Source organism: Catellatospora sp. NPDC049609 (assembly GCF_040675365.1).
Classification (GTDB): Bacteria; Actinomycetota; Actinomycetes; order Mycobacteriales; family Micromonosporaceae; genus Catellatospora.
On record NZ_JBFAOU010000207.1, the window covers coordinates 1 to 13,191 of the forward strand.

A 13,191-nucleotide genomic window follows, 5' to 3' on the forward strand; every position below is an offset into this window, starting at 1 on the left:
AGTGGAGGGCCCGGCGCTCGGGCAGCAGCGCGTTGAACGCCGCCGGGTCCAGGCCCTCGTGGATGGATGCGTATCTTGGCCGCTCTTTCGCCCTTTTGCCAGGCAAGTCGGACGATCTTGGCGCGGGCGCGGGCGCGGGCGCGGGCGCGGGGGTGGGGGTGGGGGTGGGGGCGGCGGGGCGGGCGGTGGTGGGCCACCAGTTGGCGCGGCCGAGCAGGGACATGAGGGCGGGGAGGAGGAGGCCGCGGACGACGGTGACGTCGAGCAGGACGGCGACGGCCATGCCGACGCCGATCTCCTTGACCGCGACCAGCTCGCCCAGCGCGAAGCCGAGGAACACGATGCCGATCGACACCGCCGCGGCGGTCACCACCGGCCCGGTCGCGGTGATCCCGGCCAGCACCGCGCGGTCGCTGGCGGCACGGTCGCCGCCGCCGCGCCGCTGCCACTCCTCGCGGATCCGGGCCAGCAGGAACACCTCGTAGTCCATGGACAGGCCGAACACGAACACGAACAGCAGCAATGGGGTGGTCAGGTCCAGCGCACCCCACGGTGTGAAGCCGAGCAGCCCCGCGCCCCAGCCCCACTGGAACACCGCGACCAGCACGCCCAGCGTCGCCGCCAGCGTCAGCAGGTTCATCAGCAGCGCCTTCACCGGCACCACCACCGAGCGGGTCAGCAGGAACAGCAGCAGCGCGGTGGCCGCGACGACGACGGCCAGCGCGACCGGCAGCCGGTCGGCCGTGGCGTCCTTGGCGTCGACCAGTTCCGCGGCCGGTCCGGTGACCAGCAGGGCCGGGTCCAGCGCGCGCAGGTCGCGGACCACCCGCTGGGCCTGCTCGCCCGCGGGCGGGCCGGGCAGCTCCACCTCGGCGACGGTGACCTCACGCGGCAGGCCCTCGCGCAGGTCCACATCGGTCACCCCCGCGACGGTGCGCATCCGCTCCAGCAGCGCGGCCGTCGCGGGGTCGGTCGCGGGCGCCTCGATCAGCACCGGGATCGGCTGCGGATACTTGGTGGCGAAGTCGCGCTGGGCCAGCTCGTACGCCTGCCGCGCCTCGCTGCCCGCGGGCAGTGACCGGGCGTCGGAGTCGGCGAGGTTCGCGCTCAGCAGCGGCAGGCTCAGCACCAGCAGCCCGGCGGTCACCGCGAGCGCCACCACGGCGGGGCGGCGCTGGGCGTACGCGGCCGACCGGGCCAGCACCCCGGGACCGCGCCGGGCGGTCCGCCGCCAGACCCAGGTGCGCGTGCCGGGTGCGGGGATGCGCCGGTGGGCGAGCGCGACCAGCGCGGGCACCAGGGTCAGCCCGGCCACCGTGGCCAGGCAGACCACCAGCGCACCGCCCAGCGCCATCGCGGCCAGCAGCGGCTCGGCGAAGACGAACAGCCCGGACAGCGCGACGCCGACGGCCAGCCCGGACACCAGCACCGCCCGGCCGGCGGTGGCGACGGTGCGGGCGACCAGCTCCGGCACGGGCGCCCGGGGGTCGGCGGCCCGCTCCTCCCGGAACCGCGACACGATGAGCAGGCTGTAGTCGACGGCCAGGCCCAGGCCGAGCAGGGTCACCACGTTGACGGTGTACTCGCTGACCGGCATCGTCCCGGCCAGCCCGGTCAGCGCCAGCAGGGTGCCCGCGACGACGGCCAGCGCCGCGCCCAGCGGCAGGGTGCCCGCGACCAGGCCGCCCAGCATCACCACGAGCGCCCCGCACAGGATCACGATGGCGACCGACTCGCCGAACGCGGCGTCGGCCACGGCCTGCTCGCCGAAGTCGCGCTCGGCCAGCAGCTTCCCGCCGACCAGCACCTGCGGCGAGTCGATGCGGTGCAGCGCGGCGGCCACCCGGTCGGCCACGGCCAGCGCCTCGTCGTCGCCGAGCGCCGGGTCCAGCTCGATCACGGCCAGCGAGCTCTGCCCGTCCGGCCCGATCATGCCCGAGCCGGCGGTGTACGCGTCGGTCACCTTGGCCACGCCCGGGATCGCGCGCACCTCGAACATGATCCGGGTGGCGCTGTCGACCAGCGCGGTGGCGTGGAAGTCGCGCCCGGCGATCACCGCGACGAGCTGCTCGCCCTCGGGGTCCACCGCGTCGAGCCGGGCCTGCGCCAGGGTGGACGGCGCCTGGGGGCGCAGCTGGTCGGGGGACTCGGTGCGGTCGTAGACCGAGCCGCCGAGCACCGCCCCGGCGACGGCCAGCACCGCCCAGGCCGCGGCGACGATGATCCGGTGGCGCGCCACCGACCTGCCCAGACGTGCCAGCATCGCGTCCTCCCCGGCGGCCGGAGCGATCTCGCGGGCGCCGTGGTCATGAAACACTGACGCCCGCTGATCCGCAATGCCCCGTCGCCGGACCCGGCGTCTAGGCTGGCGCGGTGACGAGTGAGGACATCTACACCAGACTGTTCGGCATCGTGTTCGGGATCCTGCTGCTGGTCGCCGCCATCCGGTGGATGTTCGGCAAGAAGTGACCGCTCAGCTGCGCTGCTCCGGGATGAGCAGCCGCTGCGCCGTCACCACCGCCACCGACAGGGTCTTGTAGCCGACGTCGTCGAACAGCACCGTCATCCGGTCCTTCTCGTACCCGAGCACCATGCCCATGCCCCAGTCGGCGTGGCGCACCGTGCTGTGCAGCGGGTACGGCACGTCGTCGGGGACCACCTCGGAGGTGCCCTCGTGGCAGCTGTCGCAGTGGCCGCACGGGTTGTTCAGCTGCTCGCCGAAGTAGCCGAGCAGCGCCTGCACCCGGCAGCCGCGCATCTCGGCGAAGCGGCGCATCATGTCCGTGCGCGAGCGCTGGCCCGCCTGGTAGCGGCCGTGCTCGGCGAGCGCCTCGCGGGCGGCCTGGTCGGGCAGCGGCGCGTAGCGGGGCACGCTCAGCTCGCCCTTGCTGCCCGTGGCCACCGCGCCGACCTGCTCCAGCAGGCTGAGGTATCCGGCGAGCTTGCGGGCGCCGAAGCCGGTGCTCTTGGCCAGCGCGGTCTTGCCGACCGGTCCGCTGTGCAGGGCGGCGGCGACGGTGCGCAGCTCGGCCAGGTCGGGTGCGCCGCCGTTGAAGAAGCGCTGCAGCGCCACGTCCTCGGCGCGGTGCAGCAGCAGCGCGTGGGCGGGCTCGCCGTCGCGGCCCGCGCGGCCGATCTCCTGCAGGTAGCTGTCGGGGGAGTCGGGCAGCGCCATGTGCACCACGAAGCGGATGTTCGGCTTGTCGATGCCCATGCCGAAGGCGGACGTCGCCACCATGATCGGCACCCGGTCGGACAGGAACGCCTCGTGCGCCTTGGCGCGCACGCCGGTCGCCATGCCGCCGTGGTAGGCCATGGCCTCGTAGCCGGCCTCGGTCAGCCGCTGGGCCAGCTCCTCGGCGGCGCGCCGGGTCGGCACGTACACGATGCCGGGCGGGGTGGCCTCCTCCAGCAGCTTCAGCAGCCGCCGCCAGCGGTAGTCCTCGCTGGGGCAGTGCGTGGCCTCCAGGAACAGGTTCGGCCGGTCCAGGCCGGTCAGCACGACCTTCGGCTTGCGCAGGCCCAGCCGGGCGATGATGTCCTCGCGCATCGGCGGCGACGCGGTCGCGGTCAGCGCCACCACCGGCGGGCGGCCCAGCCCGCGGATCAGGTGCCCGAGGGTGAGGTAGTCCGGCCGGAAGTCGTGGCCCCAGGACGAGATGCAGTGCGCCTCGTCCACCGCGACCAGTGCCGGCCGCAGCGCCTTCACCTCGGCCAGCCGCTCCGGCGAGCTGAGCTGCTCCGGGGTGATGAACAGGAACCGGGCGGTGCCCTCGCGCAGCTCGCGCAGCGCGGCGGCCTGCTTGGCCGGGGTCTCCGCGGAGCTGACGCGCACCGCGCGCAGCGCCGGGTTGCCCCGGTCGTTGAGGTTGGCGATCTGGTCGTGCTGCAGTGCCAGCAGCGGCGAGATCACCACCGTCGGTCCCTTCAGGAGGGACGCGGTGACCTGGTAGACGGCCGACTTTCCGCCACCGGTGGGCAGCACCACCACCGCGTCGCGGCCGCGCAGCAGGGCGCGCATGGCGTCCAGCTGCGCGGGGCGCAACCGGTTCCAGCCGAAGTGGTCACGGGCGGCGCGGCGCAGGCGCAGGGAGCGGAATAGGAACATCATCGCCGCGACTCTAACCAGTTCGGGCGACACCCAAACGTCATCCCTGTGCCGTCGTTTGACGCGTATGGATGAAGATCAGTTGTTGGCAGCCCCGGTGACCAGCACGGCGATCGCCATCGCGGTCTGTGGCAGATTTTCGTCACTGGGGCAGTCGCTGAACCCGACCATCTTCTGCCCGCTCGCGTCGCTCACGGTGACCGTGTAGGTGAACGCGTCGTTGCACTTGCTCCGCCCGCGCTGCCGGTTGCTCTCCTCGGCCAGCTTCGGCTCGTGGGCCAGCCGCTGCAGCTCGTGCCGCTGCTGGGCGTTGAGCTGGCCGGACTTCGCGGCGCCGGACCGGTCGGTGGCGGTCCACTTGCCGGACGGCTCGACGATGAACGTGTCGTTGACCCCAGCGATGCCGCCGCTGCGCACCACCGCCACCGACGCCTCGGACATCTCGGGTGAGGTGGCCGGGCTCGGGCTCGCGGGCGCGCTGCTCGGGCTCGCGGCCGCGGAGGCGGACGGGTCGCCGGAGGCCGTGCCGCCCGGCGCGCACGCGGTCACCAGCAGGAGCAGGGCCGCGAAGGCAGCCGTACGCAGTGCGGTCATGGTCGGTTCGACGGTCCGGGTCGCGGATCGGTTGCCGTGCGGCGCGGTCTCAGCCATGAACGCCAGTCTAGGCGCGCTGCGCGCGGGCGCTCCGGCTTCGGCGAGGGCGGCGTCCTACGCCAATCCCGGCCCCGTCACGACGGGCCGGGGCCCGGCAGGCCGGCCCGGCGGCGCAGCGCGGGCAGGTCCAGCACGGTGACCTGCATCCGGCTGGTGCGGACCCAGCCGTTGGTACGCAGCACGCCCAGCGCCTTGCTCACCGCCTCCCGCGAGGCGCCGACCCAGCCCGCCAGCTCGTCCTGCGACAGCGGCAGCGCGATCGCGATCGCCGCGCCGTCCGGGCGGCCGAACCGCTCGGCCAGCTCGACCAGCCGGGCCGCCACCCGGCCGGTGCTGTCCTGCGCGCCGAACTCGACGCGCTTGCGGTCGGCGTCGCGCAGCCGCTCGCTGAGCAGCCGCATCAGCAGGATCGCGACCCGGCCGTGGGCCTGCAGGTACGCCTCGAACTCGGGCAGCAGCATGACCAGCGCGGTGACCGGCTCCAGCGCGGCCAGCGTCGCCGAACGCGGCGCCCGGTCCACTGCGGACAGCTCACCGAGCAGCGCGCCGGGGCCGCGTACGGCGAGCACGACCTCGCTGCCTGCGGCAGTGTGCGAGGAGGCCTTGACCCGGCCCGCGCGCAGCATGGCGACCCAGTCCGAGCGGTCGCCCTCGCGGCACAGCACCTCGCCGCGGGTCCACCGGCGCTGCCTGCTGTGCCGGGTGAACGCCTCCTGCTCGTCCGGCGTGAGCAGGCCCCAGAAGTCCCCGCTCACGGCGCGAGCCCGAGCACGGAGTACGCCCGTACCGTGGTGACCCGGCCCTTGACCGTCAGGTCGCCCAGCGGCTCGGCGGCGATCGCGGCGCCCGCGGCCAGGCGGGTGGCCTCGCCGATGACGACCTGGCCGGGCTCGGCCAGCGTCTGCAGCCGGGCGGCGACGTTGACCGCGTCGCCCATCGCGTTGAAGCCGCGCAGCTGCTCGCTGCCGATGTTGCCGACCAGCGCCGGGCCGGTGTTCGCGCCCACCCGGAACCGGGGCCACTCCGGGTGCCCGGCGGCGATCGCGTCGACCTGCCGCTGCATCGCCAGCGCGGCCCGCACCGCGCGCAGCGCGTGGTCGGGCTGCCGGGCCGGGGCGTTGAACAGCGCCAGCAGCGCGTCGCCGACGAACTGCACCACGGTGCCGCCGTTGTCGAGGATGCACGGCACCGCGACGCCGTGGTAGCGGTTGAGCATCCGCACGATCTCGGCCGGCTCCACGCCCTCCGAGAACGTGGTGAAGCCGCGCAGGTCGGCGAACAGCGCCGTCACCTCGACCACCTCGCCGCCCAGCGCGGCCTGGTCCGGGTCGGCCAGCAGCGCGGCGGCCACGTCGGGCGACAGGTAGTGCCGGAACAGGGTGCCCAGCCGCCGCGACAGCTCCCGCTCGGCGGACAGCGCCGCGGCGGCCCGGTCCAGCACGGCGGTCTGCCCCTCGGTGAGCCCGAACCGCTCGGCCAGGCGGGAGGCGATCGGGCCGCTGCCGGTGCCGGTGCGTTCCCGCTCCTGCAGGGCGGTGGTCAGCTCCTCCAGGGCGGCGCCGTACTCGGCGCGGATGGCGCGGGCGGTCTGGTCCAGGGTGATCGCGTCGAAGATGCCCGCGCTGCCGCCCTCGCGGCCGTACTGCACGTACGCGCTGTACGCGACGAAGCCGAAGGCGAAGGCCAGCAGCAGGTGCCACTCCCACCAGGACAGCGCCCACTTGTTCGCCAGCAGCACCGCCACCGTCGCCTCGGCCAGCAGCGTGAACGCGGTGACGATGCTGATCAGCATGGCGGCGGGCTTGCGCCGGTGCATCGCGAAGTAGCGCAGCGCGGCGACCAGGTAGAGCAGCACGGTCGCCACGGTGACCCAGACCATCGGCCCGTGCACGTCGCGCGGGCCGGGCCGGGCGTTCAGCGGCGGCAGGTCCAGCAGCTCGACCGCGCCCCAGCCGAGGATCAGCAGCCAGAGTCCGATCTGGAGCACCCGGCGGGCACGCAGCACCGCGTCGCCCCGCGCGCCTTCCAGATCCAGCGACGACACCAGCGCGAACACCGCCGCCACGGCGAGGCCGACCGGCTGCGACAGGTCGAATCCGACCGAGGGGTGGTGCACCAGCACGCCGGGCGTGGCCAGCGCGTGCAGCAGCAGGAACCCGGCGCTGGCCAGGAACGCCAGCGACACCAGCAGCAGCCGCGCGTCGGACCGGGTGCGCGCGACCGCGCCCATCCGCACGCCGAGCACCACGTTCACCGCGGCGACGGCGAGCACCAGCCAGAAGTGGCTGTGCGAGTCGTGCCAGGCGATGTCGGTGCCCGGCACCGCCAGCAGCAGCCACAGCCCGGCCATGGGCAGCGCGAGGTGCACGAACCAGACCGCGGCGCGGACCGGCTGGACGGTGGAGTGCAGGAGGGGGCGCGGCACGCCGACACCCTACGCCGCACCGCCGCCGACTGGCACTGTCGCGAATGCGCTGTGTGGACTAATGCGCAGACTCCCGGGCCGCCGAGCGGTTCCATCGAGTACGTCACCACCGGTGACTACCTGAGGAGCTGCTTATGAAGCGCAACGGGCCCCTGATCACGCTGCTGGCCGGGCTCGCGCTGGCGGCGGTGCTGATCACGGTGAACCTGACCGTCACCGCACGCGGCGGCGACGACCCCGACCCGGCCGGGTTCGGCGCGGCCGCGGCGACCTCCGCGCCGGCCACCGCCCCGGCCGTCGACCCGCCGCCGTCCAGCGCGCCGCCCGCCGGCCCGCCCCCGGCGGCGAAGGTCAACGCCGTCTGGGCCGGCAAGGTCGACGGCGGCGGCGCCACCATCGCGATCGCGGTGACCGACGGGGTCGCCGTGGCGTACCTCTGCGATGGGAAGAAGGCCGAGGTGTGGCTGCAGGGCACCGCGGCGGCCGGGAAGCTGGAACTGGCCGGGGCCAAGGGCGCCACGCTGGCCGGCACCTTCGGCGGCGGCAAGGCCGCGGGCACGGTCACCGCGGGCGGCCGCAGCTGGAAGTTCACCGCCCCCGCCGTCAAGAAGCCGTCGGGCCTCTACCGGGCCACCGCGACGGTACGTAACGCCAAGGTCGTCGGCGGCTGGATCGTGCTGCCCGACGGCAGCCAGGTCGGCATCGTCACCGTCGACGGGCAGCCGCGCCCGGCACCCGCCGTCGACCCCGCCACCGGCGCGGTGACCGTCGACGGCGCCGCACTCACCGCGACGCCGGTGACCGGCGCGCTCACCGCGAACTGAGGGAGGGCCGACATGGCTGCGGACGAGGGCACCCGCCGGATCGCCCCGGCGACCGGACTGTACGTGCCGCTGCTGCTCGGGGCGGTGGTCACCGTGTCGCTGGGCGTGTACGGCAGCGTGCACACCCCCACCGGCGTCTCGGTGAACATCGCCGGGTTCTCCGGCCCGATGGAGGTGAAGGTATGGCTGGCCAGCGGCGCGGCGCTGCTCGCGCTGGTGCAGCTGACCACCGCGCTGGCGATGTGGGGGAAGTTCGGGCCACACCCGCCGGGCTGGCTCGGGCCGCTGCACCGCTGGTCGGGGCGGGGCGCGTTCCTGCTCGCCGTGCCGGTCGCGGTGCACTGCCTCTACGCGCTGGGCTTCGCCACGTACGACATGCGTACGCTGGCGCACTCGCTGCTGGGCTGCTTCTTCTTCGGCGCGTTCACGGTGAAGATGCTCAGCCTGCCCAAGCGCGGGCTGCCCGGCTGGACCCTGCCGCTGCTCGGCGGCGCGGTGTTCACCGCGCTGATCGGCCTGTGGCTCACCTCGTCGCTGTGGTTCTTCACCACGTTCGGAGTGCGGTTCTGATGGACGACCTGACTGGACCGACGACGCCCGGCGGCACCGCGCCGGGCTCCTGCGCGGCGGGCTGCGCGTCGCGGCGCGCGGTGCTGGCCGGCGTGGCCGGGGCGGCCGCGCTGCTGGCGGGCTGCCAGACCTACGGCCAGAGCGCCGAGCCCGACCCGGCGGCCGCACCCGACCTCGCGCCGACCGGCGCCGGAGCCACCCCGGGCGCGACCGAGGGCGCAACCCCGGGCGCGACCGGCCAGGCCACGCCCGGCACGGGCGCCACGGGAGCCGGTGGCACGACACAGCCGGCCCCGCCGCCGAACGCGCTGGTCGACGCGGCCAACGTGCCGGTCGGCGGGGGCGTCGTGCTGGAGGGCGAGCGCCTGGTCGTCACCCAGCCGCAGCAGGGCGTGTTCAAGGCGTTCTCGGCGGTCTGCACGCACCAGGGCTGCGTGGTCTCCTCGGTGGCGAACGGCGTCATCGAGTGCGGCTGCCACGGCAGCCGCTTCCGCGCCACCGACGGCTCCGTCGCGGGCGGCCCCGCCAACCGCCCCCTGCGCGAGATCCGCGTCAAGGAGACCGCCGGAAAGGTGGTCCGGGCCTGAGGTAAGGAAGGGCACCTTCTTATCGTTTTCCGTATAAGAAGGTGCCCTTCCTAAGCTGGGCGCCGCTTCCGAACCGGCGGGGAGTGCCTCCGGCGGTCGACGACGGGGGAGCCCGGTGGGTCCGTACAGCTATGCCGAGGTCGGCGCCACGCGGGACGGTGCGCTGCCGCCCGGATACCAGCACCTGCGCTACCGCACCCGGATCGGGGACGCGGCGGTGCTGGGCGCCGCGGCCGAGGCGGTGCTGACGTTCGCGCCGCAGCGGGCGGTGGGGGTGCTGGTCGACGCCGCCGGACCGCGCGCGGCGGAGGGGCTCGTGGTGACCTCGCGGCTGGGGTTCGGGCCGCTGCGGATCGCCGCGCCGTGCCGGGTGGTGTGGGCCGAGGACACCCCGACCGGCGCCGGGTTCGGCTACGGCACGCTGCCCGGCCACCCCGTGCGAGGCGAGGAGTCGTTCGTCGTCGACCTGCGCGACGGCGCCGTCTGGTTCACGATGCTCTCGTTCAGCCGCCCCGACCGCTGGTTCACCCGGGCCGGCGGCCCGCTCGTACCCGGCTTCCAGCACGCGTACGCCCGCCTGCTCGGCCGCACCCTGCGCCGGCTCGTCGCCGCCGGCCGCTGACCCGCCGATCGCTGCTGTTTCGGGGAAACTGCTGCCTGGGGAGCGGGCATTCGCGCAGTTTCCCCGAAACAGGCGTCGCGAACTACAGGCGCGAGTTGGCGGAGACGGTGAAGCCGGAGTTGACGGCGGCGCCGGCGTTGGTGAAGCAGTTGACGTCACGGACGTAGAGGTCCGGGGCGGCGACGGTCCACGGGAAGTTCAGCCCGCAGAAGTTCGAGTTCGAGCCGGTCGCGGTGACCTGGACGTTGAGCGGCGTGAAGCCGATCTGCCGGAAGGTGACCAGGGACAGGCCCGGTCCGGCGGAGATGAGGGTGTTGGCGCCGAAGCCGAGTACCGAGTTGAAGTTGGTGGTGGCGGGCCCCGCGCCCGGCACGTGCCACAGGTAGCCGAAGTACTTCGGCGGGATCGCCGGGCCGTACAGCGAGGTCTTCTGCTGGTACGACACGGTGAAGCGGCTGTTGACCAGCGCGCCCGCGGCGTTGAAGCAGTAGACGATGACCTCCTGCTGGGCCGGGATCGAGGTCCAGTTGCGGGCCTTGCAGCGGGTCGGCACCGAGGCGGCGGCGGTGACCTGGACGCTGCCGTCGATCGGGCCGGCGCTGCCGATGCCCGGGAACTTGACGCTCCACGTGCCGACGCCCAGGGGCGTGACGGAGTTCGGCGCGCCCGCGGCGTTGTACTGGCTGACGATGGCGCCGGTGGGCTGGGCGTGCACGTAGCCGTACGGGCCGCCGGCGCCGACGCCCGTGCTGGTGGTGAAGAACGCGCTGAAGCCGCTGTTGTCGGGCACCCCGCCAGCCCGGAAGCAGCGGATGATGGCGAGTTCGTCGGCGCCGGACGGGCCCCACGAGTCGGCCTGGCACCACCGCGGCCCGTTGCTGACCGCGGTGACGTGCACGACGCCGCCGGAGAACGCCTGCCCGGCGAACCGCACCTGGTAGACGCCGACGCCCACCGGCAGGACGGTGTTGCCCGCCGGGTAGTTGCCCGCGGGCACCACGGCCGCGCCGTTCCAGAGGGTGAAGCCGAACCGGTCGGGCACTGCCGCCTGGGCGGGCGTGCCGGTGCCCACCAGCATGCCGATCAGTGCGACGAGCCCGGCCAGGGCGGAGATCGCGCGAGTCGGTCTTGGCATGTCGATACCTTTCCGTGACGGGACGGTAACTGCCCGGACATGGAAACATGCCAATGTAGCCATCTCAATGAGTGTGTCGTGAACCCGTGGCGAATGAATGTTGCGCGGTCAGAGGTCGTCCGCGCGGAACTGCTCCACGACCTGGTAGCCGAGGGAGTCGTAGAGCCGCCTGGCGACGGTGTTGTGGCCGAACACGTTCAGCGCGAGCTGCGCGTCGCCCGCCGCCGCGGTCGCCTGCGCGCCGAGCAGCATGGCCGCCCGGCCGTACCCCCGGCCGCGGTGCGCCGCGCCCACGTCGACGCCGTTGACGAAGCTGACGCCGGGCAGCAGGGCGTGCTCCAGCCAGATGGTGCCGACGACCTGCCCGTCGTGGACGAGGCAGTGAAACCGCTGCCCGTCCGTGGCGAGCCCGCCGGGCAGCAGCGCGTCGAACTCGGCGGCGGCCCTGGCCTGCGCGTCGGCCGGGGGTAGCGCGCCGGAGGCGGCCACCGACTCGGCATAAAGCCGGACCCGGTCCGCGCGCCACGGCCCGAACTCGGCCTCGGTCATGGCCCGGCCGCAGATCCCGTCGGGCAGGGTCACGCCGGCCGCCACCGTCGTGACCATCTGCTGCGCCCGCAGGGGGTACGCCCCGAAGAGCGCGTCGCTCGCGGCGTCGCCGGGCACGACCGCGACGGACAGCCGCGCGCCCCCGCCGGCGGCCGCCTGCCGCCGGGCCCACGCGACCAGCGGGCGCGCCAGGCCCCGGCCGCGCCGCTCGGGGGCGAGCCACAGGTCGAACAGCCGGCGGTCGTCCGGCCGGCGCGGGACGGCGCCGCCGAGCGCGAGGTGCCCGGCGGGCGCGCCGCCGACCTCGACGGTGTACACGGCGCCGCCGTCCCCGGCCTGGGCGGCGAGGTTGCGCTCGACCTCCCGCGCCACGGCCGCCGGGTCGCGGTAGCGGGCGGCGTACCGCTCGCGCAGCCGGGCCGCCCATCCCGCCCGCCAGGTCTCGATCTCGGGCTCCGTCGCCCCGCGCACCTCGAACACGCGGCGACCCTACGCGCCCCGGCGCCGGGGCCACGCCCGGTTTCGGCACAGGGATCGGCAGCTCTCGATGGAAACGCTGATCCTACATGTATCCAACGAAATACATAAGACTTTCTATCTAATGGGCGTTCAGGTATCCAGAGAGTGCTTGTGGCTACCGCCACTTGACCACTTTGGAGTCGGGGAGGACTCTTGTGAGAAAGATCATCGCCATTGCCGGCGCGGCCGTCACCACGGTCGCGTTCGTGGCAGTAGCGGCGTCGGGCACCAGCGCGGCCCCGGACGGGGCCGCCGCGAAGGCGCAGACGGTCGGGGCCAGCGCCGCCGACATCCGCGCCTCGGCCGCCGACGGCTACTCGGTGCAGCGCGTCGTGCGCGACGCGAACGGCGCCACCCACACCAAGTACGACCGCACCTACCAGGGCCTGCGGGTCTACGGCGGCGACTTCGTCGTGCACACCAAGGCCGGCGGCTCGTACGCCGGAGCCTCCAACGGCCTGATCGCGCCGCTGTCGCTCGCCACCACCCCGAAGGTGAGCGCGGCCAAGGCGCAGGAGACGGCCCGCGGCGGCTTCGCCGGGACGATCACCTCGGTCGGCTCGCCGGAGCTGTTCGTCGACGCCAGCACCGGCAGCGGCCGGCTGGCCTGGGAGACCGTCGTGCACGGCTGGCTGGCCGACGGCCAGACCCCGTCCCGCCTGCACGTCATCAGCGACGCCGTGAGCGGTGAGCTCATCGGCTCGTTCGACGAGATCGAGACGGTCACCGGCACCGGCACCGGCATCTACTCGGGCGCCGTCAGCATCGACACGACGCTGTCGGGCTCGACGTACCAGCTGATCGACCCGGCCCGGGGCAACGGCCGCACGTGCGACATGAACAACGGCACGTCGACCTGCACCACGTTCACCGACGCGGACAACGCGTGGGGCACCGGGGCGCAGTCCAACCGGCAGTCGGCCGGCGTGGACGCGCACTTCGGCGCGGCCAAGACGTTCGACTACTTCAAGAACGTGCACGGCCGCAACGGCATCTTCGGCAACGGCTCGGGCGTCCCGTCGCGGGTGCACTACGGCAACAACTACGTCAACGCGTTCTGGGACGGCGCGCAGATGACCTACGGCGACGGCTCGTCCAACAGCCGTCCGCTGGTGTCGCTGGACGTGGCCGGCCACGAGATGAGCCACGGCGTCACCGAGGCGCTGGCGGGCCTGGTCTACTCCGGTGAGTCCGGCGG

Annotated in this window: 11 protein-coding genes and 1 pseudogene; 5 read left to right on the forward strand and 7 right to left on the reverse strand. The window is 74.0% G+C overall.

From position 1 onward, the window contains the following. The 5 genes from AB0J67_RS34685 to AB0J67_RS34705 form a co-directional block, all read right to left on the reverse strand. Window positions 1–2,263: MMPL family transporter (locus AB0J67_RS34685; protein WP_363488895.1), on the reverse strand; the 2,263-nt coding region annotated here is incomplete at its 3' end. A 210-nt stretch (window positions 2,264–2,473) separates the two neighbouring features. Further along, entirely contained in the window at window positions 2,474–4,111 is a 1,638-nt protein-coding gene (locus tag AB0J67_RS34690; protein ID WP_363488897.1) for a RecQ family ATP-dependent DNA helicase, read from the reverse strand. 75 nt (window positions 4,112–4,186) lie between these two features. Beyond that, window positions 4,187–4,759 (reverse strand): protealysin inhibitor emfourin, encoded by a 573-nt coding sequence (locus AB0J67_RS34695; protein ID WP_363488899.1) that lies wholly within the window; start codon window positions 4,757–4,759, stop codon window positions 4,187–4,189. A 77-nt stretch (window positions 4,760–4,836) separates the two neighbouring features. Further along, complete coding sequence (locus AB0J67_RS34700; protein ID WP_363488901.1) at window positions 4,837–5,517, reverse strand: Crp/Fnr family transcriptional regulator; 681 nt, start codon at window positions 5,515–5,517, stop codon at window positions 4,837–4,839. Beyond that, complete coding sequence (locus AB0J67_RS34705) at window positions 5,514–7,112, reverse strand: adenylate/guanylate cyclase domain-containing protein (RefSeq protein WP_363488915.1); 1,599 nt, start codon at window positions 7,110–7,112, stop codon at window positions 5,514–5,516. The genes AB0J67_RS34700 and AB0J67_RS34705 overlap by 4 nt, the downstream gene beginning before the upstream one ends. Window positions 7,113–7,321: 209 nt before the next feature. Here AB0J67_RS34705 and AB0J67_RS34710 point away from each other — a divergent pair, with 209 nt between their 5' ends. From AB0J67_RS34710 to AB0J67_RS34725, 4 genes are all read left to right on the forward strand, one after another. Continuing rightward, a complete protein-coding gene (locus AB0J67_RS34710) occupies window positions 7,322–8,011 on the forward strand; it encodes a hypothetical protein (protein ID WP_363488903.1) in 690 nt (229 codons plus the stop codon). Between the two features lie 12 nt (window positions 8,012–8,023). Further along, window positions 8,024–8,581 carry a DUF6529 family protein gene (locus AB0J67_RS34715; RefSeq protein WP_363488905.1) on the forward strand — a complete coding sequence of 186 codons (558 nt, stop codon included), beginning with the start codon at window positions 8,024–8,026 and terminating at the stop codon, window positions 8,579–8,581. Continuing rightward, on the forward strand, window positions 8,581–9,168 hold the full coding sequence (locus AB0J67_RS34720; protein WP_363488907.1) for a Rieske (2Fe-2S) protein: 588 nt from the start codon (window positions 8,581–8,583) through the stop codon (window positions 9,166–9,168). The genes AB0J67_RS34715 and AB0J67_RS34720 overlap by 1 nt, the downstream gene beginning before the upstream one ends. A 115-nt stretch (window positions 9,169–9,283) precedes the next feature. Beyond that, a complete protein-coding gene (locus tag AB0J67_RS34725; protein WP_363488909.1) occupies window positions 9,284–9,790 on the forward strand; it encodes a DUF1990 domain-containing protein in 507 nt (168 codons plus the stop codon). A gap of 82 nt (window positions 9,791–9,872) precedes the next feature. Here the strand turns inward: AB0J67_RS34725 and AB0J67_RS34730 are convergent, their stop codons facing one another. Both AB0J67_RS34730 and AB0J67_RS34735 read right to left on the reverse strand, forming a co-directional pair. After that, complete coding sequence (locus AB0J67_RS34730; RefSeq protein WP_363488911.1) at window positions 9,873–10,925, reverse strand: hypothetical protein; 1,053 nt, start codon at window positions 10,923–10,925, stop codon at window positions 9,873–9,875. Window positions 10,926–11,033: 108 nt separating this feature from the next. Next, window positions 11,034–11,954 (reverse strand): GNAT family N-acetyltransferase, encoded by a 921-nt coding sequence (locus AB0J67_RS34735; RefSeq protein WP_363488913.1) that lies wholly within the window; start codon window positions 11,952–11,954, stop codon window positions 11,034–11,036. 194 nt (window positions 11,955–12,148) lie between these two features. Between AB0J67_RS34735 and AB0J67_RS34740 the strand changes: the two are divergent. Then, a pseudogene (locus tag AB0J67_RS34740) lies at window positions 12,149–13,191 on the forward strand (M4 family peptidase); the annotation flags it as partial.

Bases quoted from the DNA above. Each gene is read 5' to 3' on its own strand.
- AB0J67_RS34710 (WP_363488903.1), top strand. From the start codon at position 7,322: ATGAAGCGCAACGGGCCCCTGATCACGCTGCTGGCCGGGCTCGCGCTG.
- AB0J67_RS34695 (WP_363488899.1), bottom strand. From the start codon at position 4,759: ATGGCTGAGACCGCGCCGCACGGCAACCGATCCGCGACCCGGACCGTC.
- AB0J67_RS34690 (WP_363488897.1), bottom strand. From the start codon at position 4,111: ATGATGTTCCTATTCCGCTCCCTGCGCCTGCGCCGCGCCGCCCGTGAC.
- AB0J67_RS34705 (WP_363488915.1), bottom strand. From the start codon at position 7,112: ATGGCCGGGCTGTGGCTGCTGCTGGCGGTGCCGGGCACCGACATCGCC.
- AB0J67_RS34715 (WP_363488905.1), top strand. From the start codon at position 8,024: ATGGCTGCGGACGAGGGCACCCGCCGGATCGCCCCGGCGACCGGACTG.
- AB0J67_RS34720 (WP_363488907.1), top strand. From the start codon at position 8,581: ATGGACGACCTGACTGGACCGACGACGCCCGGCGGCACCGCGCCGGGC.
- AB0J67_RS34730 (WP_363488911.1), bottom strand. From the start codon at position 10,925: ATGCCAAGACCGACTCGCGCGATCTCCGCCCTGGCCGGGCTCGTCGCA.